This is a genomic window from Providencia sp. PROV156 (genome assembly GCF_028480905.1).
In the GTDB taxonomy this organism is placed as follows: domain Bacteria; phylum Pseudomonadota; class Gammaproteobacteria; order Enterobacterales; family Enterobacteriaceae; genus Providencia; species Providencia hangzhouensis.
The window spans coordinates 45226-69588 of sequence record NZ_JAMPPE010000026.1; the positions used below are offsets into that span (position 1 = coordinate 45226).

The following is a 24363-nucleotide window of genomic DNA, read 5'->3' on the forward strand; positions in this document are numbered from 1 at the left end:
CATTTAAAGGAATATATGTGAATTTTTTCGGAATAGCAAAAAGGAAAGCAATTGCTTTCCTTTTTTTAGATTTAATGATTTAACAAAGTCGTCAAATCATTAGATTTTGGTTTATTTTACTTGTGAGAAAAACAGGCTGCGATAGCTGCTGTAATAGCAAACATACATAATTGGCATAGAAACTAATAAACCTAAACCTAATGGGATAACTGAAATTATCATTAAGATTGATAAAACGATAAAGAACAGGATACCTGGTAGGAGGTTTTTCTTAACAGCTTGTAAGCTTGCTGAGATTGCAGCGCCAACAGTGAAGTCATGGTTCATCACTAATGCAGGAGCAAACCAAGTTAAGGCTGTACCCACTAATGCTGCAATGGCCATTATGATGATTGCAAAGAAGAATGTACCTGAAGACGCAAGGATAGCCGCGTCAGATGGCGAACCGTATTGGTTGCTTTCCATCAGTAAACCGAACATTGCAGAACCACCGATAATAAATGCGATGATCATTCCTACTAAGTTAGCAGCAAAGTTGATGGCTCCAACGGCAAATAGGGTACCAAATTTATTTTGGAAGCCTGCAAATAATAAGCCGATTTCTGCTTGGCCTGTTTTACGTTGATTTTCACTGATAGCAATAATACCACCGATAAAAATAGGTGTAATAAAAGTAATCAGTAAGTTCAAGAATGGGATCATTGAAATGATAAAGATCACCGCAAACAGAACGATGTTAATTAGGATCCACATTCCCAGTTTTTCTTTAACGAGAGACCATGATTGGCTGATCCAGTTAACACCTTCACCTGCATCTACTGCGCGAGGTTCTGCGTGAAAAACGAATGTATCGGCTTGAGTTTGTGCGTTAATTGTAGGTGCAGGATTGTTATCTGCACTGAAGTTTTCATTATTCATGATAAAAAAGGAACCTGTTAGTCGTAGTGAATTAGCGATATATTATTATTAATAAGTTTTTTGAGCTTATACTCATTCTTGTAACTTATCGGCAGTAGTATGCAGCTAAGTTAGCTTATTATAAAGCAGACTATTCTGGTAAGATATTTTTGATTAAAATTTTCTTGTATAAAATATTTTCTATCAAAATAAGAAGGTTATCTATTCCTTAATGTACTGAATAAAATACGAATATTTAGTATATTTAGTGAAAAAAACTATTTTTTGGTTCTATCAACAAGGTTAAATCGTCAATTAAATAATCACGATTCATAATAATTAAGTAAGATTTTATTTAATTTAAAAGCTAAATAAGTGATATTGGGTAAGCATCCAGCGGCTTAATTTCTTTAAGTACAAACATACTTTGCATTTCTTTGATACCCGGTAACCGGCGAATAACCGTCATAGCAAAGTCGGCATAGGAGTCTAAATCATGGGATACAACCTGTAATAAAAAGTCAGTATCACCACCAATACTGTAGCAAGCGACGACATTTTCTAGCTCAGTCACTTCTTGTTCAAATTTTTGTGCTTCAGCCTCGCTATCACTATCAATAATGACGCGAACAAAAACCATCACACCTAAGCCAATCTTTTTACGATTGAGAATGGCGCGATATCCTTGAATAATATTTTCTTCTTCTAATTTTTTAACCCTTCGCCAACAGGGAGAGGCTGACATGCCTACTTTTTCGGCAAGCACTTGGTTAGTTATTCGAGCGTCATCTTGTAGTAATTTTAGTATTTTTATTTCTGTCTTATCTATTGCCATAAATGAAAATCTCTACCTTAAAAATGCTTTAAATGGGATAAATTTACCTAAATCTTAGCGTGTAATGACTGAGTTAGAAAGCCTATTTCTTTCTTTAAATGCCATAATTATTGGGAAATTGAATACACATAAAATCATAGGGGACAGGAATGATATTTAATCCAGCTGAGCATCGTTGCGCTATCGTCGTTAATCAGGATTTATCTAACGGGTTGGCAATGAATGCCGCTAGTGTGATTGGCGTGAGTTTAGGAAATAAAGTTAACAATATAGTAGGGGAAGATTTGAACAGTGCGGATAATATCAATTATCCCGGTGTGATTTATGCGCCATTACCGATTTTAAAATCACCGGAGCAGTATATTAAAGAGATTGAAGTGGCTGCATTAAAGGTAAATGAAATATACATTATTCCTTTTAGCTTATTGGCACAATCGTGCCGGACTTATGATGAGTATCAGCAAAAATTATTAGAACACGAATATAAAAATATTCAGTTAGCTGGTATTGGGTTGGTAGGAAATAAAAAGGCGGTGACGCAGCTTATTGGCCACTTACCTTTGTTTAGATAGGAATAATGGCAGATAAAGCAGAGGCTCTATAAAGAGCCTCAAATTGGTTAGTACATTACTTTGTGACCATAACTTTCTAGAATACTTTTAACTCGTTCCATCACTTCTTTTGATGGTGGTCTAACGCCATCTAGTTTGTATTCTTCACCCATGGTTTCCCATTTGTGTTTACCGAGTTCGTGGTAGGGCAGTAATTCGATTTTTTCGATATTGCTCATATCTTTGGTAAACTCGCCCAGTAAATGTACTGAATGGTCATCATCACTCCAACCCGGCACGACAACATAGCGTACCCAAGTTTTCTGGTTGCGTTTGGCAAGGTAACGAGCAAATTCCAAAGTACGATGGTTAGAAACACCCACTAATTTTTGATGAATTTCATCATCGATTTGCTTTAAATCTAACATCACTAAGTCAGTGACATCCATCAGTTCATCAATCACTGGGTCGTAGCGGCGCACGAATCCATTGGTATCAAGGCAAGTATGAATATTTTCTTTTTTACAGGCACGGAACCAGTCACGTACAAATTCAGCTTGTAAGATAGCTTCTCCGCCTGAGGCGGTAACACCTCCGCCAGTCGCATTCATAAAGTGGCGATAGGTTACGGCTTCTTTCATTAATTCTTCAACGGTAACAATGTTGCCACCGTGGGTATCCCAAGTATCGCGGTTATGGCAATACAAGCAGCGCATTAAGCAGCCTTGGAAAAATACAATAAAACGGATCCCAGGACCATCAACGGTTCCGCATGATTCAAACGAATGAATACGGCCGAGTGTGGTTGGGGTTTCTGTCACATTAGTCGTCGCTATTGTTTTGGTTTTAGTATCATCGATAGACATAGCAGGCACTCCAAAATATCCTTCATACCGCAAACTTTAGAGCAAAAATATCGTTGCTGGTATAGATAAAAAGCCCCCGTGAGGGGGCTCAGACTGCTGACAAACATATTATGTTTGGCGGCAAGTTTAATAGGTTTTGAAAATAAACTAGGAAAATCAATTTATTGATTTTCGGCTGATAACACAAAGCGGGAAAAACCACGTTTTTATCCCGCTTTGTCAACAACCTCAGACCCCGTAAAGCGGGGTCTTTAATTTACTTTATTTTAATGAGCTAATTATTACATTGTACTGGTGAAAGTACGAGTAATAACGTCTTGCTGTTGTTCTTTAGTCAGTGAGTTGAAACGTACAGCATAACCAGATACACGGATAGTCAGTTGTGGGTACTTCTCTGGGTTTTCCATTGCATCTAACAGCATTTCACGGTTCATAACGTTAACGTTCAGATGCTGGCCGCCTTCGATAGACGCTTCGTGGTGGAAGTAACCATCCATCAGACCCGCTAAGTTCGTTTTACGAACATCATCATCTTTACCTAACGCATTTGGTACGATAGAGAAAGTATAAGAAATACCATCTTTCGCGTAAGCAAATGGCAGTTTAGCAACAGAAGTCAGTGAAGCTACCGCACCTTTTTGGTCACGACCGTGCATTGGGTTTGCACCTGGTCCGAATGGTGCACCTGCACGACGGCCATCTGGTGTATTACCTGTTTTCTTACCATACACTACGTTAGAGGTGATGGTCAGGATTGACTGAGTTGGTACCGCGTTACGGTAAGTAGGCAGTTTCTGAATTTTCTTCATGAAACGTTCAACTAAGTCACACGCGATATCATCTACACGAGAGTCGTTGTTACCAAATTGTGGATATTCACCTTCGATTTCGAAGTCGATAGCGATACCGTCTTCATCACGAATTGGTTTAACTTTCGCATATTTGATTGCAGACAGTGAGTCAGCAGCAACAGATAGACCCGCAATACCACAAGCCATGGTGCGATAAACATCACGGTCATGTAACGCCATCAGCGAAGCTTCATAGCTGTATTTATCGTGCATGAAGTGGATGCAGTTCAGTGCAGTGACGTACTGAGTTGCTAACCAATCCATGAAGTGGTCCATTTGGTTCATCACAGTATCGAAATCTAAGATCTCGTCCATGATTGGTGCATGTTTAGGACCAACTTGCATTTTCAGTTTTTCATCAACACCACCGTTGATGGTATACAGCATGGTTTTCGCTAAGTTTGCGCGAGCACCGAAGAACTGCATTTGTTTACCAACAATCATTGGGCTGACGCAACATGCAATTGCGTAGTCATCGTTATTGAAGTCTGGACGCATCAGGTCATCATTTTCATACTGAACTGATGAGGTATCGATAGACACTTTAGCTGCGAATTTTTTGAAATTCATTGGCAGTTTTTCTGACCACAGGATAGTCATGTTTGGCTCAGGAGATGGGCCCATGGTATACAGTGTGTTCAGGAAACGGAATGTGCTTTTCGTTACCAGAGTACGGCCATCAAGGCCCATACCTGCTAATGATTCAGTTGCCCAGATTGGGTCACCAGAGAACAGCTCATCGTATTCAGGAGTACGTAAGAAACGTACCATACGCAGTTTCATGACTAAGTGGTCAATCAATTCTTGCGCTTGTTGTTCGGTGATTTTACCTGCTTCTAAGTCACGTTGGATATACACGTCTAAGAAGGTAGAAACACGACCAAATGACATTGCAGCACCGTTTTGTGATTTAACAGCGGCTAAGTAACCGAAGTAAGTCCACTGTACTGCTTCTTGTGCGTTTGTTGCTGGTGCAGAAATATCGTAACCGTATTTTGCAGCCATTTCTTTCATTTGACCCAATGCACGGTGCTGTTCAGCAATTTCTTCGCGCAGTTGGATAGTCATTTGTAGGTCTTCACCTTTTTCTAATCTTTCTTGCAAAGAGGTGAATTGGTTAAATTTGTCTTTCATCAGGAAATCAATACCGTACAGTGCAACACGACGGTAGTCACCGATGATACGACCACGACCATATGCATCAGGTAGACCAGTCAAGATACCTGATTTACGGCATTTTAAGATGTCTGGCGTGTAAACGTCGAAAACACCTTGGTTGTGAGTTTTACGGTATTCAGTGAAGATTTTTTTGATTTCTGGGTCTAAAGTACGGTCGTAAGCTTTGCATGAGCCTTCAACCATTTTGATACCACCGAACGGGATAAGACCACGTTTCAGAGGTGCGTCAGTTTGCAAGCCAACGACTTTTTCTAATTCTTTAGTAATGTAACCTGCATCATGAGAAGTGATGGTTGAAGCGACATCAGTGTCAAAATCAACTGGCGCATGAGTGCGGTTTTCGATTTTGATCCCTTCCATGACTTTATCCCACAACGTGTCAGTTGCTGGAGTAGAGCCTGCTAAGAAAGATTCATCACCTTCATATGGAGTGTAGTTTTTCTGGATGAAGTCACGTACGTTGACGTTATTCTGCCAGTCACCTTGGTTAAAACCTTGCCATGCTAAAGCGAATTTTTCATTTAACTCGGACATGATACTTTTACCTTTTAACAATGGATCTTTTAGGGATCTTAATAAATCTTTTCGTGTGTGTCAGTGGCTATTAATGTTTTTGGCCACTACGTAAATGCATAAACCAATAAATGAGGCCGACTAAAATCGCACCGCCAATAATATTTCCGATAGTGACTGGAATTAAGTTATCTGTAATAAAGTTACCAACCGTTAGGTGTGAAAATTGGTCAGGAGACATATTTATTTGAGACCAATATTCAGCGGGGGCGAACTCTTTAATCATAATGCCTAACGGGATCATGAACATGTTTGCGATACTATGCTCAAAACCGCTCGCTACGAACATCGCGACAGGTAACACTAGAACGACCAGTTTATCAGTTAAACTACGGCCGGAGTAACTCATCCAAACCGCAAGGCAAACCATTAAGTTTGCTAAAATTCCTAATGTAACCGCTTCAATAAAGGTATGGTGTAATTTATGGCTGGTGGTTTGTAATACATTTAACCCCCATTGACCATTGGCTGCGGTGTATTGTCCTGCAAACCAAATCAGTGCAACAAAGAATAACGCACCAATTAAGTTACCAATATAGACATTAAACCAGTTACGGAACATTTGCCCCCAAGTAATTCTTCCTGTGGCTTTTGAGACGATAGTGAGTACGGTGGAGGTGAAAAGATCTGCGCCACATACAACCACTAACATCAGACCTAAGGAGAAACAAATCCCGCCAATAAGTTTAGTGAAACCATAAGGCGCTTCAGCTGCCCCGGTTGTTGCTGTGATATAGAATACAAACGCGATAGAGATAAAAATACCGGCAGTGAATGCTGACAAGTAAGTAATTGCAGGATGTTTATTTGCCTTATAAAAAGAGGCATCATCTGCGACTTGCGCCATTACAGCAGGTGGCAATAAATTAAAAGGGTTGTCAGCTTTCATACCAACACTCTCTTACAAAGTTGATTAATTATAGCACGCAATAATAGTAACAAAGGGGTGAATTGATAAATTTGATATGGATCATGAACTCTCTAGAGAGAGCGGTGAAAATGGTTAGTAAATTGTTAAATTTGAATCTATCTTGTTGATATATAAGGTATAAATATTTTTTAAAATTTATTAAAAATTTTTATAAAGTCAGTTTTGAGCATTAAAATAAGTAAAAATATACGCGTAAATGTTAACTATTTAAGATGAATATGATCCTTTTGGCATATAATTTAACTTATGTTTGCATAATACCCTATTTAATTCGGGGGGATTCCGATATATATTCCTTAACCAAACCTTATTTCTGCAATATTTATCTAACAATAATGTAAATAATAAAAGATTCGTATAAATGAATCTACAAATGAAAGTGATATATGTTAACTAATCAAACAGCTTTTAATGTTATGGCTAGGTATAAAACTCAATATCTTCGAGTGTATTCAATTCTTGCTCAATACGTTCACGACTTGCTAAAAGTGTTTTGATGACTTGGTTCACTTTGGATTCATCAATGCGGAAAGTTGGGATAGACACACTAATTGCAGCTATGATTTTATCTCGCTGACGCAATGCAACAGCATAGCAGGTCGTTTCTTCATTTATTTCTTTATTATCAATGGCATAATTATTTTCACGAACTGCGTTAAGCTGTAGGCGCAGTTCAGCCAAAGTTTGCACACTGTATTGGGTTAACGGGGTAAAACCTGAAGGATAAAGCTCGGAAATTTGTTGGTCACTGTAGTTAAAAATCATGGCCTTACCAAGTGCCGAGTAAATAGCAGGCAAACGAGTACCAATATTAGAGATTAATTGGACCTTTTGGGCTGATTGGACTTTATCAATGTATAGTACATCGGCACCGTCTAAAATCCCCATTTGGCACACTTCATTGCATTCATCAACAATATGTACCATTTCCCGATGAACCATTTTTAGCCAATAGGATTTTTCGAAAAATGAGCGGGAAAGGAGTGAGCAGGCGATACCTAAATAATACAGCTGGCTATTGTCATCATAATTAATATATCGATGTTCAACCAACGTTTTTAAGATAGGATAAATAGTCCCCTTTAAGATTTGTGTTTTATCAGAAAGTTGTGTCAAAGAAAGCCCAGTATTTTCAGCCGATAAAACTTGCAGTATTTCTAATACCCGAATTGTCGGCATGTGCCCCGTAGACATTAAACCACCTCACTGATTAATTTTGTCGCTATTCTAGGTTTAAAATACCACTATGTAAATCATCTCAGGAATACGTTTAATCTCAAATTGGTCATACCTGTTAATGGCTCAAGTCGCAATAAAGACGTGACTCTGTTCAAAATTTAGTAATAAAAAAATCATTTTTTAGCCAGTCTAATTGCTATTTCTTTTCTTTAAATTCTTTTTAATCAAATGATTATGTGAGATTTATATATAAATTGGATGAATTTGACTCAATCCATAATTCATGATTTCTTGTTTATTGTTTTTATTTATGAATGCAGTTTGTATATATGAATAATAATAGGTAAGGAGATTACCGGTATGGAAAGTCGTTATATCACTCCAGTAGTGACCATCTTTGATGACAAAGGTCGAGTGGATATAGAACAAAACATACGTGTTTATGATTCATTGAAAGGCAAAGTCTCCGGTTTTGTCACAATGGGAAGCACGGGGGAATTTTTTGCGCTTAATATGCAGAGCTCAAAAACACTAATCGACCTATGTAGTCGTTACCCAAAGGAGGAAATGCGTGTTTATGCAGGAGCAAGCCGCCTTGATGTGCAAGAGTCGGTTGAATTGGCTAACTATGCATATGAAAAAGGAATCGATGGGGTGATGATCATTAGCCCATATTATTTTCCGCTGGATGATGAAGGTGTTTTCCGTTTTTACAGCACGATAGCAGCCAAAACATCTGCTAACATTTTCATTTATAACTTCCCTGAACGAACAGGTTATTCTGTCTCTCCAGATGTTTGCCTACGTTTAGCGGATAAATATCCCAATATCATCGGGTTGAAAGATACCATTCCTGACACGACTCATACCGCCCAAGTGATTGAAACGGTGAAAACCCGCTTACCTCATTTTGAGGTATATGCAGGTTACGATAATAACTTTGCTCATGTGGTTTTATCGGGGGGAAATGGTTGCATTGGTGGGCTTTCAAATATTGTTCCACAGTTTTTTGCATCGTGGATGCAGGCGTTTATCCAGGGTGATTTAGCATTAGTGGCAAAACACCAACAACGAGTAGACCAATTGATGGCTATATATGGTGTCAATGCACCATTTATCCCAACCTTTAAAAAAGCATTGCAGCTAAAAGGTGTGGTTAATTCAGACTATTGTACAGCGCCATTTATTGGCTTGAACAATATACAGATTGAGCAACTTCAGCAGTTATTAACCCTTGCTGATTTACCGCTCTGACCTTTCCTGAATCAAACACAATAGAACATCTTACCAACAGGGAAAAATATCATGGCGACAACGAAAGCTTATAACAATCCTGTTTTAAATTCTGCGATAGCCAAATCGTGGAAACGTTTAGTACCTCTGATGTTTATTTTGTATTTTGTTGCATTTATTGACCGTGTGAATGTCGGTTTTGCTAAAGATGCGATGCAAGTCGACATTGGTTTATCCGATTCTGCTTTTGCTTTTGGTGCAGGTATTTTCTTTGCGGCATATGCGTTATTTGGTATTCCCGCTAACTTAATTTTAAACAAAATAGGGGCGCAAAAATGGCTAAGTATTACGACAGTTATCTGGGGCGTTCTGTCTGCAATGACAGGTTTTGTCACCAATGAGACGCAATTTATTATTTTACGTTTCTTACTTGGGTTAGGAGAGGCGGGTTTCTATCCAGGAATTCTATTATTAGCTTCCATTTATTTCCCCAATAATGTACGCGGGTCTGTAATTGGAATCTTTGTTTTAGGCGTACCTTTGGCGTTGACTCTGGGCTCGCCATTATCTGGCGCGTTACTGGAATTGCATGGTTGGTTAGGTCGGCCGGGCTGGTTCTGGATGTTTGTCATTGAAGGCCTTCCCGCTGTTGTGATTGGTATTTTTGCCTTCTTTTATTTGGATGATAGCCCTGAAAAAGCCCGTTTTTTAACCGAAGAAGAGAAAAAAGCCCTAACTGAACAATTAGCTAAAGAAAATGCAAAAACTGAAACCACATCAGTATTATCTGCACTAAAAAATATCAAAGTTTGGCACCTTGCACTGATTTACGGCACGATCCAAATTTCAGTATACGGTTTGATGTTCTTTCTGCCTTCCCAAGTGGCGTCCTTAATGGGGGAAAGTTTAGGCTTTAAACAATCCTTAGTTGCTGCCATACCTTGGGCTTGTTCTGCATTCGGGGTGTATTACATTCCTCGTTTTGCTGACCGCCATCCAACTCGTCGCATCGAAATCTCAGTGCTGTGTATGTTAGCCGCAGCATTAGGTTTGGCACTGTCAGCATTTGCGAGCCCTGTTTTTGCTATTGCAGCATTATGTTTAAGCGCTGTTGGTTTTTTATCCGTTCAACCAGTATTTTGGACGTTTCCACCTCAGTTATTAAGTGGCCCTGCATTAGCAGCAGGAATTGGTTTCTGTACCACCATGGGGGCATTCTGTTCATTCCTCGCACCAATCATTCGCGTGGAAGTCGATAAAATGATGAATAGCAATACCGCAGGTATCGTGACATTAGCGGTGATCACCGTCGGTTGTGCCGTTTTAATCGCATTACTTAAAAAAAACACTCATAACAACAACCTCAAAGCATTGTCATCTAACTAATGACAATTTTTAGGAAGGTGTGACATGCAAAAAATTCTCAAAATTGATGAGAGCGACAACCTAATTGTTGCTTTGAAAGACCTGCAAGCAGGAGATATCTACCACTGGGGAAGTGAAGAAGTGACCCTAGTGACCGATGTGAAAGCAAAACACAAGTTCGCCATGGAAGCGATACCCGTTGATGGCAGTGTTTCGATGTATGGTACTGCAGTAGGAAAAGCCACAAAGCCAATCGCAAAAGGTGAAGTTATCACAGTCGATAATATTCGCCACTATGCAGCTCCGGTTTCTTTAGAGCAAGATGCGCCATATGAGTGGAATGCGCCAGATGTATCGGTATATCAAGGACGTACATTTAAAGGCTATATACGTGAAGATGGGCGAGTGGGAACTGCAAACTATTGGTTAATCTTTCCATTAGTATTTTGTGAAAACCGCAATGTAACAAAGCTCACTGATGCCTTAAATGAAGCATTAGGTTATACCAATAATAGTTTGAAAAACTTTGCGTTAGATTTAACCGCAGGCGAGCAAAGGGAAGCCGCAAAGCCTAAATTATTCCCACATATAGAAGGCGTGCGTTGCATTACGGTCACGAGTGGTTGTGGTGGGGCGACTTCTGACAGTAAGACAATGTGTGATGTGCTTGCTGCCTATGCAGATCACCCTAATGTGATTGGTATTACGGTGTTTAGTTTGGGCTGCGAAAAAGCACAGCGTAAAATGTTTAAAGAGTCACTTGTTGCTCGTAACCCTAATTTTGCTAAACCTGCACTTTACTTTCGCCAGCAAGAGTGGAGTAGCGAAGAAGAAATGATGCAAACAGCATTGAAGCAAACTTATGAGTGCATGAAGGCTGTTAAACCGCAGCCCCGTGTGGATGTTCCGTTGTCTCATTTAAAACTCGGTGTGAAATGTGGCGCTTCTGACGGTTTTTCTGGTATTTCGGGTAACCCTGCGATGGGGCTAGTTTCTGATTGGTTAGTGACCTTAGGGGGCGCATCAGGTTTAGCTGAATTCCCTGAGTTGTGTGGCGCAGAAGGGGATATGGTGAAACGGTGCGTGTCTTTTGAGGATAAGAAAAAATTTTTGGACTTGATGGAGCGTTATGAAAAGACAGCGAATTTCTTTAATACTACGATTGCCGATAACCCGAGCCCCGGTAATATTGCAGATGGACTAATAACAGATGCAATTAAATCGACTGGGGCGGCTAAAAAAGGCGGAACGTCGCCGATTAGTGCGGTGTGTGATTATGCGGAGCCTATGCCTGACAGCGGGTTATCATTAGTTTGCACGCCGGGTAACGATGTTGATGCGGTTACCGGCCTTGTTGCTGCGGGGTGTAATGTGGTTATTTTTTCAACAGGACTTGGAACTCCTACAGGGAACCCGATTGTGCCAGTTTTAAAAATATCGACTAATAGTGCCATTGCAGAGCGTCTGTCAGACATAATTGATTATGATTGCGGGCCAATTATTGATGGGGTTCCACTACCAACAATTAGTAAAGGGTTATTTGAACGGGTGATTGAAACGGCAAGCGGTGACTATCAGGTTCAAGCGGACCGATTAGAACAGTTTGATTTCTTATTATGGAAACGTTCATTGGATTTATAATTAATATAAACCAATAAATTGTGAAAATGTTGACGGGGTAATCTCCCCGTCAACGATTCAATTCACATTATGCATTATCACGCTTTGCTTTTTGCAGCTTTTCATAAGCTGCCAGCAAGGCTTGGTGCGCAGGAAGTGCTTTCAGTTCTTCGTCAATCGACCACAAACCATAGAAGCATGATTCCCCAGCGATAGCGGCTGATGCAGCATCTACTGCCTCTTGACCATACATACGCACAAAGGCGTTGTAGTATTGCGCAGGGTCACGTTCTTCTTCTTGAGATAACAACAACAGGGTTTGCAAGCAACGATAATAATTTGCGCGCTCGGCAGTAAATACTGAGCTATTGAAGTCTTGTGTCCATTCAACCCAAGCAAGTGCTTGTTCAAGATCACCACCCGCTAGTGCCAACATGGATTTTAACTCACCAATACGCAGGTTACTCCACCCATTGTCTTTACCTACTGCCAAACCAAGTAATTCACGAACACGGGTAAAATCATCTAAACCGTCGTCATCTAATTGCTCGATAAGGGCAAGATAGTCTTGTTTTTCCCATTGGCTATCAGGTAGGTTGATAATGGTGTCGCGTAAATAAGCGCCCATCGCGTTATTGGCGATATGTAAGTCTTCTACTGGGTAAATATCAGACATACCTGGGACTAAAATACGGCAAGCGTAGACACCCAAATGGTTATAATCTGCAATATAGACTTCAGCATCTAATGTATTGAAAATACTAATAAGCGTTGCAAATTCTTCTTGAGTTGTGCCTTTAAAGCTCCAATCTGCAAAGGCATAATCGGCATCATCTTTAAACAAATCCCAGCTAATTAAACCGCTTGAATCAATAAAGTGAGTTTCAAGGTTTGTGTGTTCAGCCACTTCTTCGTCATCAAAGGTCGGTGCATTAAATACATCGAGGTCTTTTAAGCCACGGCCTTGTAGCAATTCGGTGACTGTACGTTCAAGGGCAACACCAAAGTCAGGATGAGCACCAAATGAGGCAAAACAAGTCCCGTTCTGTGGATTGAACAACACCACACAAATTACAGGGTATTGGCCGTCTAGTGATGCGTCATAACAGAAAATTGGAAAACCTTCTTTTTCTAAGGTTTCAACGGCTTCAACTACCGCAGGATAACGAGCCATGACGTCAGCAGGGATAGCCGGTAAGCTAATACTTTCAGCAATGATTTTATTTTTAACAAAGCGTTCAAAGACTTCGGAAAGGCCTTGTACACGCGCTTCGTTGGCGGTATTTCCCGCAGACATTCCGTTGGAAACATATAGGTTGCCAACGATATTCATTGGAATATATACGGTTTGGTTGTCTGATTGGCGGGTAAATGGCAGGGCGCAGATACCACGTTTTTCATTGCCGGATTGTAAGTCAATTAATTGGCTGGCGGCTAAGGCGTTGTCGGGGTCATAAAATTTAATCAAACGATTGTCTAATAACCCTTCAGGTAAACTATCATCTTCGGTTAGTGGAAACCATTTTTCATTAGGGTAATGAACAAAATCCCCTTCAGCGATAGATTTACCAAGATAAAAGTCAGCAAAGAAGTAATTCGTTGATAAACGCTCAAAATACTCACCAAGCGCTGAGGCTAATGCGGCTTTTTTGCTCGCTCCTTTACCATTAGTAAAGCAAAGGGGGCACGCTTTATCGCGGATATGTACAGACCAAACGTTGGGTACAGGGTTTAACCAAGAGGCTTCTTCAATATCAAACCCTAATTTCTTTAATTTGGTTTGAAATGCATCGATGGAATCTTCAAGAGCGGCATCTTTGCCGGGAATAAAAGTTTGGCTCATTGTCAGTCACTTGTGAATAGAGTGTTTCAAACGGCCTATGATACGGATTTTTGTCGCAAGCCTCACGCTTTTTATTTATTCACAGATAAATCATCTTAAAATTCATTATTTATCCTAAAATAATTGTATAGGTCACATAAAATTCAGCATAATTCCACATAATAACTGAAGTTTATTAATGAAAGGAAAATAGGATGAAAAACAGAAATAAAGCGCTTTTGGCGACATTGGTTTCACTGTTTGCCGTATCCGCTATCGCTCAACCTAATATTACAGTATTGGCGACAGGGGGAACGATAGCAGGTGGCGGTGATTCAGCCACATCTTCCAGTTATCAAGCGGGTAAAGTAGGGATTGATGCTTTAATTAATGCAGTGCCAGAAACCAAAAAAATTGCCAATTTAAGTGGTGAGCAATTAGTGAATATTGGTTCACAAGATATGAATGACCAAGTCTGGCTGAGCCTCGCGAAAAAAATTAACCAAGATTGCGATAAAACAGATGGTTTTGTAATCACTCATGGTACTGATACTTTAGAAGAAACGGCATTTTTCCTTGATTTAACCACGCAATGTAAAAAGCCAATTGTTTTGGTTGGTGCAATGCGTCCTTCAACAGCTTTGGGCGCTGATGGTCCTTTGAACCTGTATAATGCAGTAGTTTTAGCGACGGATAAGTCTGCTGGAGAGCGCGGTGTTCTGATGGCAATGAACGATAAAGTCGTGCAAGGCCGTAATGTGATGAAAATGAGCACCACTGAAGTACAGGCATTTGATGCAGTTAATGGTGGGGCAGAAGGTTTTATTCATGATGGTAAAGTCACTTATTTCCAAGCAGCGCAACCTCGTGGTGACAAAGCGGCATTCGATGTCAGTAAACTAGAAAAGCTCCCTGCGGTAGGCATTGTTTACAATTATGCCAATGCATCAGCGGCTCCGGTGAAAGCTTTGAGAGAAGAAGGGGTTGAAGGGGTTGTAAGCGCAGGTGTGGGTAACGGTAATATGTATAAAGCGGTATTTGACGCTTTAGCAAAAGCAGCGAAAGAAGACGTGGTTGTCGTTCGTTCAAGCCGTGTACCAACAGGTTATACGACAAGAAATGCCGAAGTGGATGATAACTTATATGGTTTTGTTGCTTCAGAAAGGTTGAACCCGCAAAAAGCGCGTGTATTGCTTCAGTTAGCCTTAACTCAGACTAAAGATCCTCAGCAAATTCAGGCATTATTCGAAAAATATTAATTATCAAAACAAGTGTTAATTTAATACAGCGGGGTGCAGTAGCCTGTACCCCGTTAGCTTTATTGTTTATTAAGAAATTTTATACTTACGTATGTTATTTTTCAGTACAACAACATTTATCCTAATTATTTGACTCAGTAATCTGAGCTTTTTTAAGGCAATTAGGTCAATGTGGTGATAGAACTTTGAGAATTCCTACAAAATAGGAAAAATTAAGGTACAAACAGTTAATTTATTGATTTTATCTTGAACCCTTTCTTATGTGTATTCTCTATATATTTTTTATATTTATCAATTTATTACATTTTATTTTTAGCAAGGTCATCACTGGTGATAATGGCAATTAATTAAAATTAATGTGTCGTTGATCATATTTTGGCAACAAAGCCTGTATCTGTGTTGATAATTCGCGTTGCAAAAAATAGGCTAAATACATCGCAAGAGGCATAACTCATTGTGAATATTTAGATTTAAATGGAAAGTTAAATCGTATTTCGGCCGAAAAATAAAATTAAAAAATATTAGAGGAATACAAGAATGGTTAATAAAAATGTCAATACTGGCAGGAAATTGCTCGTCTTAAAAATCGCAATAGCGATGCTACCTATTGGTTACCAGCCAATCATGCATGCGGAGCAATTTCTTGAAGATTCAAAACTTACTGGTGGCCTTTACTACTGGCAACGAGATCGTTCACGTAAAGATTTAGACCCTAATAGTGATAAATATAAAAAGTATGTGGATAATCTTAAACACTCAACGTTTAATGCCAGCCTAGATTTCTCATCCGGCTATTTTCAGGACATTATTGGGCTTGATTTAGCGGGTTTTACAGCTATTGAGCTATCGAACAGTGGGCCTGCTGCACCAAATGAAATCGGTTTTAGTGACGCAAAATCACGTTGGGATGAAAAATGGACAGGGGATCGTAGTGGTGTGACTTTTTATAAAGCGGCTGCAAAATTGAAATATGGCCCTTTCTGGGGGAGAGGCGGCTATATTCAACCAATGGGGCAAACGCTATTAGCATCCCATTGGAGTTATATGCCTGGAACATACCGTGGATTAGAGGTGGGCGGGGTGTTTGATTTTGAGCAAAATGGTGAACTCAGCATGTCCTATATGTGGACCGACCGCTATAAAGCACCTTGGTACCGCAGTATGTATGATTTTCGTGAAGCGGATGGTAAAACTGGGATCAGCTATTTACAATCAATTGGTTTCAAATATGACTTTAAAAACAACTTAGTTCTTGAAGGGGCATATGGGCAAGCAAAAAGCTATATGGACCAATATTTTGCCAAGGTTTCCTATGCAGTTCCTGTTGTAGACCGTGATTTACGTATGTCTTATCAATTTTATGGAGCAAAAGACAAGGTTTCAGACGGCGGAGTTAATGATGTTTATGACGGTTTAGCTTGGTTGCAAGCGATGACATTAGGTTACACCTACGATGAATTTGATTTTAAATTAGAGGGAACCTATGTAAAAGCTAAAGGTAATCAAGGTTATTTCCTACAGCGTATGACCCCTGGTTGGGCAACATCAAATGGCCGCATGGATATCTGGTGGGATGGCCGTTCAGACTGGAATGCTAATAATGAAAAAGCCGTTATGGCTGGTGTTATGTATGATTTAAAAAATTGGGATTTAGCGGGATGGAAAGTCGGAACCTCATATATTTATGGTTGGGATGCTAAACCAAGTACGAATAGCCAATATGCTCAAGATGTACGCTTAAAAGAAAGTGCATGGAACTTTGATATTTTATATACCGTGCAGTCAGGTAGAGCAAAAGATACGCTATTTAAGCTACATTTTACCAAATATGATAATCATACAGATATTCCGAGTTATGGTGGTGGTTATGGAAATATTTTCCAAGATGAAAAAGATATTAAGTTTATGGTAATGATGCCATTTACTGTATTCTAGAGTAGAAAATATTTTAGTAACAAATGACTGCTATAGGGGAACTATGGCAGTCATTTGCCTAGATAGGAAAGAGGTTTGCTATATATTTTAATATTAATGAGATGTTTTAATAGGTGTAAATACTGATATAAAAATTGAAAATAAGGTGGGTATATTCACCTTATTTTTATGGAGACTACAAAGAAGCGTTATTTACACTTTCATTGGGTATGATAGCGTCTTGTTTTAACTTATCTTTTAATATGGTAACTTTTTCCGATTGATGAGGAGGATTTTTAATTTGAGCATGGCCAGATAAAACCCCACCCTTTTTAATCGATAAGCTACTGTAATGGATAGTACCGTGGATTTCGCCATTATTTTCAATACAAATAGTATCAGATAAGCACTCACCTTCAATACGCCCATTAACTACCAGCTCTTTACAGGTAATATTTCCCGTGACTTGGCCGTTTAACATGACTTTAACAGTATTATCTTTTCCTGTTATATTTCCAATGACTTTTCCATAGATATGTACTTGCTCATTAGAGGTAATATTCCCTTCAAAAATAACGTCCCTAGAGATAATCGTATTCGATTTTTCTTCACTAATAGTAGGCGTTGATAGTGTAATTTGTTCTTCTATCTTTGCAGTCACTTCAGGCTCATTACTTATAGAAGGGGACGTCGATGTAGGCGTGGGCTTGTTTTGTCTTTTGGTGAACATTTTACTTACCTTTTTTTGATTGAAGTATAAGATCAAGAATAGCACTGATAATACGAACGAAAATAAGGTGATAGATAAATAGCTAAAAAACCACCCTATTAAAGTAAGAAACCAGAAGAAAAAACTTGTGTTGAGAAAAAGATATGTTTTTTTCATCAGATAATCTCTTACAAATTACTAAAATACGTAATTAGTTTAGTCAATAAATGTAATTGTGCATTTAAAGTGTATTTTAACTTTATGGCTACATTTGAATCATCAACTTTCTAAATTATAGTTAAAATAATAGAAAGGAAATAAAATAATTTTTATATAGTATGAAAAATTAGAAAACATCTATAATGTTATTTATATACCACTTTGATATATAAGTATAATTCTAGATGATAGAATATATTCATCAGTGAAATAATATAAGGGTTTTGATTTGAATTGCAACTATTATAGTTTCTAGGAAAATTTTTTATTAACTAAAAATTGTAGTGATAAATAGTTAAATTTAAGTTATTCATCATAAATTATCACTAATTGAGTGAAAAAAATATGGATATTTAAAATAAAAAACCCTGATAAAGTTTATTATCAGGGTTTTGGTATTTTTAACCATTACGTTTTATCAGCGATGGTTGAATACTATTACTCTTTTGCTTCGTGTGCGTCAGCATTATCACGGCAATCACCATCTGCGCAATGACCATATAGATATAAACTATGGTTAGATAGTTTAATGCCATGGCGAGCAGCGATATTTTTTTGGCGAGTTTCAATGGATTCGTCAGTAAACTCAATCACTTTTCCACAATCTAAACAGATTAAATGATCATGGTGATGTTGCTGAGTTAACTCGAATACAGATTTACCACCCTCGAAGTTGTGACGGGTTACGATACCTGCATCATCAAATTGGTTTAACACGCGGTATACGGTTGCTAACCCGATCTCTTCGCCCATATCGATCAGCTTTTTATAGAGATCTTCCGCACTGACGTGGTGGCACTCAGGCTCTTGAAGTACTTCCAAAATTTTTAATCTTGGAAGAGTGACTTTGAGTCCAGCATTTTTCAATGCTTTGTTGTTGTCTGTCATGCGGGTTTGTCCTGTATCTTAAATCATAAATTTAACAATAATGAGACATTTTTAACATCAATACAGTTGTCTTCTAAACTGATTTACAATTATAGGCATGGAAAATAAAAATAGAAACCATGCATTGTCTCATTATTTTGATAATCTCTTGAGAACCTATCCTATTAGGATACCTTATCGGTTATTTTAGATTACGCCACTGGCTTAAGTGATTCATTTTGTACAAGACAGTGGTGTAATCTATGGGTAAGGTTTCTTTATATGACCTATTAGCCTAAAATTTCAGCTAAAGACATTTCTTCAGAGATTTGTTTTACCCATGCATCAACACGTTCATCAGTTAGCTCAGGTTGACGATCTTCATCAATAGCTAAACCAATAAAGTGGTTGTCATCTGCCATACCTTTGGATACTTCAAAGTGATAACCTTCTGTTGGCCAATGACCAACAATAACAGCACCACGAGGCTCAATAATATCGCGGATCGTACCCATAGCATCACAGAAATATTCAGCGTAGTCTTCCTGGTCTCCACAACCAAATAAGGCGACAAGTTTACCTTCGAAATCAATTTCTTCGAGAGTAGGGAAGAAATCATCCCAATCACATTGAGCTTCACCATAATACCAAGTTGGAATACCGAGAAGTAGAATATCAAAAGCTTCAATATCTTCTTTACTGCATTTTGCGATATCGTGAACTTCTGCTACATCTTTGCCCAATCTTTCTTGGATCATTTTGGCAATATTTTCTGTGTTACCTGTGTCACTTCCGAAGAAAATGCCTATGACTGCCATAAAGTGATTAACCTCTTGTTTTTCTAAGAGGACTAGAGGTGAAAATTCGCCTTCTAGAGCCCATTTAGAACGAAAATAGATAGAATATTACGCCTTATTCTGGCGAAAAAATGATGCTAAGTCTGTCAAATTTGTGTGATTTATCAAGATAACGTTATTTGAGTATTGATGTGTTAACATGCTCAAGTTGTGACATCAAAATTTCTTCGATCAATTCACTACGGCTTATATTTTTATCTTCAGCTAACTGATTCAATATCACGACAGCTTCTTCGTTCAGTTTCAATTCAACTCTACGCAATCCTTTCACTTTATCTCGTTTCAGTTGGTTGCGTTTGTTGATCCTCAGTTGTTCATCCCGTGATAGCGGGCTTGTTTTAGGTCGCCCAGGCCTTCGTTCCTCAGCGAACAAATCTAGTGTAGTCCGATCCGTTTGTTCTTTTGCCATGTCTATAACTGCTAAAAGGGTGTGCCAGTAATTCAGCGCGCCATGATACCCTAGCTAATCCCCTTGTGCTATAGCTTCATCTACGATGATTTGGTTTAATCGGTTGTAAAATGAGCGCTTTTAGTAAAAAAGCACCACTTGCTATAGGTGTGATGCTTTTTTATCCGTGTTATTGCGTTTGTTGGCGCCATAAATTGGCGTATAAGCCATTTGATTTGAGCAAGTTTTCGTGTGTATCCATTTCGTGTACTTCTCCTTGGCAAATAACACATATCCTATCAGCATGCATAATCGTGTTGAGTCGGTGAGCAATACTAATGACTGTTCTTCCTTGCGTAATTAAAGGCATATTTTCCATAATGGCAGCTTCTGACTCGTAATCTAAAGTCGAAGTGATTTTGAATTTTGGATGTGTGAAATTAATCGTTTTACATCAGCCAGTTAAAAGTGTTAGATGTGACTTTTGACTGGCTTCATTCTTCGGCTGTGTCGAAATTGTGACATGCTCACTATATTTGGTTAAATGTTGACCGCTAAAGTGAGCGTATTTCTGAACCATTTCTAATGTTTCCCATCCTCCCATTTCTTTTAACACCATGAGTGGAGTTCCACTTTGTGCGTGCCAACTTGCCCATGTGTGTCTGAGGTCGTGAAAAGTGAAATCAGTTATGCCGGAATCAATCAATGCCTGATCATAACACTCTCGATAATGACAACTCCTTCGCTTTCCATTATTGGAAAATACGTAATCACCATCCTTTTCTATTCCATTTAGAATTTCAATGGCCACATCATTTAGCGGAACAGGTCTAGCGCGTCCTGACTTTGCATTATCAGCTGTTACATGAGCAACTCTTCTAACTAGGTCTACACTTTTCCATTTAAGCGATAATATCTCGCTTTTTCTCATACCCGTTAAAATAGCAATGGAAACAAAATCCTTCATCCAATTAACTTTGATGTTAGACAGTAGTAGTTCAGCTTCCCACTTTTCTAGCCATCGAACCCTAACAGTGGGCTCTTTCATCCGTGGTATATAGGATGACTTGGTTAACCACCCCATCTTGTGTGCCAATGAAAAAGCCCTTAAAACAAATGAGCGATATCTATTCTTTGTTGCACTTGTTAACTTACGCTTAGTAATAGGGCTATAATCCGGTATTGAATTTGCAATATCATCACTAGTGATTGATGAGAGCTTTTTTCCACCTAAAATAGCGATAAAATACTTAGAGTAGGCTTGTTTAGTTTTAAAGCTTGTTTGCCCTTTGGCATCTTTAAGAGCCAAAATGATTGCATCTTCAAATATCCGATCTGGTTGCTTATCAAGCTTATCCTGCTGCCACAGGTCATGCTTTAGTTTGTCGTGATATTCTTGTGCTTTTATTTTGTCTGAGGTGCCAGTAGAGCGTCTAATTCTCTCGCCAGTTGGGGTGGATACATCGACCCAATACTTGCTGCCTCTTTTGTATATTGGCATTTGGTTTTCCTCTTACTACCGACCAAAGCCAGCCGATAGACATTATTGTCGTTAAACTGCGCCTGTTCAAACTTTTTTAGGCTTTCCTTGTTTGCTCTCCATGAGCTACCGACCCTGAACATGTAATATTTAGCAGGGTTGCGGTATACCGTTGAAGATGACAGTCGGATCATCGATGCGTATTCTTTTATTGTATAAAGAGAGTCATCCACTATTAATCTCCTTATCGATAGAGTTGACGCACCAAGTCAACCACATAATAGGTGGGAATTTCTTGTGTTTTTCGCTGAGGGTTAATTGGAACTTCGGAAGGTAATCTTTGAGTATTGCTGTGCTTTGTTTATCGCTGAGTTTTTTAAGTTGTTTTAATTTGTCTCTGCAATCCCTTGCTATCTTTCGGCGTCCGTTCTCTAATATTTGCTCATTCATATCCTCTGCCTTTTATTTCTCATTGTTACCATATAAGACTTTTGACAGTTTTGAATTTCGACTGGGTAGATATTCTTTCCTATCTTTATTTTGTGATTAACGATTATTCCTGTTCGGTTGTGATTCTTTTTGTGGGCTTCCAATGCCACATTAATAGCAATCCTTTCTGTGGGCGTGACTTCGCCGCGAATTATTAATTTCATAATTCACCTATGCTATTTAATTAATTCCGATATTTGACTTGATAGGGCGATGCTAAGTTGGTTAATTTTTTCATTCATATCTTGAAGTGATTTAATATCATCAGATTTAACTTCAAGCGTTAATAGTTTTTTAATTAGCATTTCCATTCTTGGATGATAGCTAATAGTAACCATAGTTTCTTTACCTGCGTTTTTACCTTCTTTTATTGTCTTAATTTCATTTAAAATAAATTGATACTTATCGGATGTTATTACGTATTTACCTAATTTAATTTCCATTGCTGTTCTCCTTATCCTTCATTAATAAATATGCAATACTAATCCCGCGCGATAAATTTGTTTCACTCACCATCGGTATGTGTATATTGCGAATAATCCAAGACTCACAGTCATTATTAAAGTCTGGATTAATTGATAATTTAGCTTCTAGTATTAATTGCCATGCATCGGATGGATAATTACACGGATTGAACTTTTGAGTCTGACCATTATTAAACTTTCTAAAAATAGTTTGTTCTTTTTCGAAATAAACATACCTATTCTTGGTGTCAATTTCTGCTATTCGCCTATTAATCTCGAAGTCAGATAGTTTGGTGTATTTATTCATTGATTAACTCCAAAACGTATGGTTTAAACGCGTGTTCAGCACCTTCTAATTCACAGAAAACATAAAGAGAATGGACAAAAGTTACAGTAAATATTTTGTCTTTATTGTTAATGTATTTGCTTGATTGCCTCAGTCTTACCTTATCGCCGACTTTAAATTTCATCGCCACACCTCACCACAAACTACCTCAACATCCCGCACCTGCATTATCTGCATGGCACGGCTCTCGCATTCTTGCTGTGTGTATATTTGCTCTGTAACAGGCACAGCAGAACCCTGTATTAGCATGAGTAATACATATCCGATTATTTGCATTAATTGTTACTCTGAGTTTTAGGTATAAAAAACCCTGCTAGTGCAGGGTAAGATATTTATCATTAAATATGTGGTATCTGATGTTTAGTTATAAGATTTAAAATATCTTCATCACAAGGTCGAGTCATTCCGCGCTCATAAGCAATAGCGTAAAATTTGTTATCTTTACTTCTTATTTTCTCTGTTAGGAAGAACTTCGCACATTCATTATTCACGCGAGTGGTGGCAGTGGAGGATATTTTATTTTTTGGCGGCATTAAAAAACCGCTTTCCTCAAATGTATCTTTCTTGTGCTGAGTGGTATAACCATCTGCGTAGATCATTAAATAACAGACCATTTTACTCTCCTTATAATTGAGAGTTTACTATACCATCTAAAATTTAGTTAAGTAGTGATAATCAATCAATTCTGCGAAACTCAATCACCCACGTCCATTCGCTATTCATCCAGCTATCAATCCCGTATATTCCAATCCATACAGCGGCGAAGTCAGATGTGCATGAGTTCAATTTCCCATTGAGCCCTTCGGCTTTAGCATCGCTTTCACTGATATCATTTACCTGTTGCAACCAAACATCAGTAATTTCAATTTTCCCTTTGATATTACCGTCTTTATCCGAAATGTTGATGATGTCGCCAATCTCACCATATGGGCAATCAACATCAACAAAACCATGCCTCCATGCTGCACATACTTGCTCGGATAGTGTGTAACCATCTTGCCATGCACCAAGTTTGCGTAACTCATCCTCGGTTACTTTAGGCTGTGGCTTAATCGGTCTGCGAGTCTGCGTTTTTCTGCCATTAATGACAGCCGTTAACATTGCATCGTTAAACTTTATTCTGTCTTTCATCACTCCACCTTTAATCTTCAGGTTGCACCCAATAATCAATAAGCGACTCTATTGCATCGCTAATAATTACACCCTGCTCAGATTCAGTTAATTGGTTCCATTCATCCTCGGTCATTCCTAAACCAGTTTCAGAGTCAGAGCCAACCTTATTTGTCCTTGCAACTAAAACCATCTGCTTACTCATATTCATTCCTCTTATTGCGTGTATTTAATCGATACGATTAAAATAATTCATCATTGTTTTTAATTTATAACCTATAGTTAATTTGAACTTTCTAATTATTTTTGTAGTCCTCGCCGATGCTTCCTGTGTCGGCATTTTTTTATTCATTGCATCC

At 38.5% G+C, this 24363-nt stretch carries 25 protein-coding genes and 1 pseudogene; 6 read left to right on the forward strand and 20 right to left on the reverse strand.

Annotated features, from left to right (window positions below; translation table 11 throughout):
• Positions 1 to 111: 111 nt before the first annotated feature.
• Complete coding sequence (locus tag PSF31_RS17085; protein ID WP_004256309.1) at positions 112 to 918, reverse strand: BPSS1780 family membrane protein; 807 nt, start codon at positions 916 to 918, stop codon at positions 112 to 114.
• A 346-nt stretch (positions 919 to 1264) separates the two neighbouring features.
• A complete protein-coding gene (locus PSF31_RS17090) occupies positions 1265 to 1732 on the reverse strand; it encodes an Lrp/AsnC family transcriptional regulator (RefSeq protein WP_004256307.1) in 468 nt (155 codons plus the stop codon).
• 149 nt (positions 1733 to 1881) lie between these two features.
• Between PSF31_RS17090 and PSF31_RS17095 the strand changes: the two genes are divergently transcribed.
• On the forward strand, positions 1882 to 2304 hold the full coding sequence (locus PSF31_RS17095; RefSeq protein ID WP_004256305.1) for a DUF2000 domain-containing protein: 423 nt from the start codon (positions 1882 to 1884) through the stop codon (positions 2302 to 2304).
• A 47-nt stretch (positions 2305 to 2351) separates the two neighbouring features.
• On the opposite strand, the gene pflA is transcribed toward PSF31_RS17095, so the two are convergent.
• From pflA to PSF31_RS17115, 4 genes are all read right to left on the reverse strand, one after another.
• Entirely contained in the window at positions 2352 to 3149 is a 798-nt protein-coding gene (gene pflA / locus PSF31_RS17100) for a pyruvate formate lyase 1-activating protein (protein ID WP_004256303.1), read from the reverse strand.
• 281 nt (positions 3150 to 3430) lie between these two features.
• The gene (gene pflB, locus PSF31_RS17105; protein WP_096864172.1) at positions 3431 to 5713 is read right to left on the reverse strand and encodes a formate C-acetyltransferase; all 2283 of its coding nucleotides are present in this window, start codon (positions 5711 to 5713) and stop codon (positions 3431 to 3433) included.
• Between the two features lie 70 nt (positions 5714 to 5783).
• Positions 5784 to 6641 carry a formate transporter FocA gene (focA, locus tag PSF31_RS17110; RefSeq protein ID WP_004256299.1) on the reverse strand — a complete coding sequence of 286 codons (858 nt, stop codon included), beginning with the start codon at positions 6639 to 6641 and terminating at the stop codon, positions 5784 to 5786.
• A 462-nt stretch (positions 6642 to 7103) separates the two neighbouring features.
• Positions 7104 to 7877, reverse strand: a complete 774-nt coding sequence (locus PSF31_RS17115) for an IclR family transcriptional regulator (protein ID WP_164560966.1) — start codon at positions 7875 to 7877, stop codon at positions 7104 to 7106.
• Between the two features lie 345 nt (positions 7878 to 8222).
• Between PSF31_RS17115 and PSF31_RS17120 the strand changes: the two genes are divergently transcribed.
• Genes PSF31_RS17120 through PSF31_RS17130 form a run of 3 tightly spaced genes read left to right on the forward strand, consistent with a single transcriptional unit; the run spans position 8223 to position 12101 of the window.
• Entirely contained in the window at positions 8223 to 9116 is an 894-nt protein-coding gene (locus tag PSF31_RS17120; protein WP_096864173.1) for a dihydrodipicolinate synthase family protein, read from the forward strand.
• A 51-nt stretch (positions 9117 to 9167) separates the two neighbouring features.
• The gene (locus PSF31_RS17125; protein ID WP_004256294.1) at positions 9168 to 10481 is read left to right on the forward strand and encodes an MFS transporter; all 1314 of its coding nucleotides are present in this window, start codon (positions 9168 to 9170) and stop codon (positions 10479 to 10481) included.
• 24 nt (positions 10482 to 10505) lie between these two features.
• Positions 10506 to 12101 (forward strand): UxaA family hydrolase, encoded by a 1596-nt coding sequence (locus PSF31_RS17130; protein ID WP_096864174.1) that lies wholly within the window; start codon positions 10506 to 10508, stop codon positions 12099 to 12101.
• Between the two features lie 67 nt (positions 12102 to 12168).
• Here the strand turns inward: PSF31_RS17130 and ycaO are convergent, their stop codons facing one another.
• Complete coding sequence (gene ycaO / locus PSF31_RS17135; protein WP_096864175.1) at positions 12169 to 13923, reverse strand: 30S ribosomal protein S12 methylthiotransferase accessory factor YcaO; 1755 nt, start codon at positions 13921 to 13923, stop codon at positions 12169 to 12171.
• A 194-nt stretch (positions 13924 to 14117) separates the two neighbouring features.
• Here ycaO and ansB point away from each other — a divergent pair, with 194 nt between their 5' ends.
• On the forward strand, positions 14118 to 15161 hold the full coding sequence (gene ansB / locus PSF31_RS17140) for an L-asparaginase 2 (RefSeq protein WP_004256291.1): 1044 nt from the start codon (positions 14118 to 14120) through the stop codon (positions 15159 to 15161).
• A gap of 537 nt (positions 15162 to 15698) precedes the next feature.
• A complete protein-coding gene (chiP, locus tag PSF31_RS17145; protein ID WP_096864176.1) occupies positions 15699 to 17096 on the forward strand; it encodes a chitoporin ChiP in 1398 nt (465 codons plus the stop codon).
• A gap of 175 nt (positions 17097 to 17271) precedes the next feature.
• Here the strand turns inward: chiP and PSF31_RS17150 are convergent, their stop codons facing one another.
• From PSF31_RS17150 to PSF31_RS17210, 13 genes and pseudogenes are all read right to left on the reverse strand, one after another.
• Positions 17272 to 17805 (reverse strand): bactofilin family protein, encoded by a 534-nt coding sequence (locus PSF31_RS17150; RefSeq protein ID WP_232062946.1) that lies wholly within the window; start codon positions 17803 to 17805, stop codon positions 17272 to 17274.
• Positions 17806 to 18441: 636 nt separating this feature from the next.
• Positions 18442 to 18891, reverse strand: a complete 450-nt coding sequence (gene fur / locus PSF31_RS17155; RefSeq protein ID WP_004256285.1) for a ferric iron uptake transcriptional regulator — start codon at positions 18889 to 18891, stop codon at positions 18442 to 18444.
• Positions 18892 to 19160: 269 nt separating this feature from the next.
• Positions 19161 to 19688, reverse strand: coding sequence for a flavodoxin FldA (fldA, locus tag PSF31_RS17160; RefSeq protein ID WP_004256261.1), 528 nt, complete (start codon positions 19686 to 19688; stop codon positions 19161 to 19163).
• A 154-nt stretch (positions 19689 to 19842) separates the two neighbouring features.
• Positions 19843 to 20136, reverse strand: coding sequence for a LexA regulated protein (ybfE, locus tag PSF31_RS17165; RefSeq protein ID WP_004256256.1), 294 nt, complete (start codon positions 20134 to 20136; stop codon positions 19843 to 19845).
• A 169-nt stretch (positions 20137 to 20305) separates the two neighbouring features.
• Positions 20306 to 20530, reverse strand: a pseudogene (locus tag PSF31_RS17170) (type I secretion system permease/ATPase); the annotation flags it as partial.
• Between the two features lie 39 nt (positions 20531 to 20569).
• Positions 20570 to 21616, reverse strand: coding sequence for a tyrosine-type recombinase/integrase (locus PSF31_RS17175; protein ID WP_272683215.1), 1047 nt, complete (start codon positions 21614 to 21616; stop codon positions 20570 to 20572).
• A gap of 425 nt (positions 21617 to 22041) precedes the next feature.
• Positions 22042 to 22248, reverse strand: coding sequence for a DUF4060 family protein (locus tag PSF31_RS17180; RefSeq protein WP_262960507.1), 207 nt, complete (start codon positions 22246 to 22248; stop codon positions 22042 to 22044).
• A gap of 12 nt (positions 22249 to 22260) precedes the next feature.
• Positions 22261 to 22527, reverse strand: coding sequence for a DUF5405 family protein (locus PSF31_RS17185; RefSeq protein ID WP_262960508.1), 267 nt, complete (start codon positions 22525 to 22527; stop codon positions 22261 to 22263).
• Complete coding sequence (locus PSF31_RS17190; RefSeq protein WP_262960509.1) at positions 22517 to 22855, reverse strand: phage protein NinX family protein; 339 nt, start codon at positions 22853 to 22855, stop codon at positions 22517 to 22519. Before PSF31_RS17190 ends, PSF31_RS17185 begins: the two co-directional genes overlap by 11 nt.
• A 159-nt stretch (positions 22856 to 23014) precedes the next feature.
• The gene (locus tag PSF31_RS17195; RefSeq protein ID WP_262960510.1) at positions 23015 to 23170 is read right to left on the reverse strand and encodes a hypothetical protein; all 156 of its coding nucleotides are present in this window, start codon (positions 23168 to 23170) and stop codon (positions 23015 to 23017) included.
• Between the two features lie 62 nt (positions 23171 to 23232).
• Positions 23233 to 23508 (reverse strand): hypothetical protein, encoded by a 276-nt coding sequence (locus tag PSF31_RS17200; RefSeq protein ID WP_262960511.1) that lies wholly within the window; start codon positions 23506 to 23508, stop codon positions 23233 to 23235.
• Positions 23509 to 23569: 61 nt separating this feature from the next.
• A complete protein-coding gene (locus PSF31_RS17205; protein WP_262960512.1) occupies positions 23570 to 24025 on the reverse strand; it encodes a hypothetical protein in 456 nt (151 codons plus the stop codon).
• 10 nt (positions 24026 to 24035) lie between these two features.
• Entirely contained in the window at positions 24036 to 24209 is a 174-nt protein-coding gene (locus PSF31_RS17210) for a DUF7167 family protein (protein WP_244061634.1), read from the reverse strand.
• Positions 24210 to 24363: the final 154 nt, after the last annotated feature.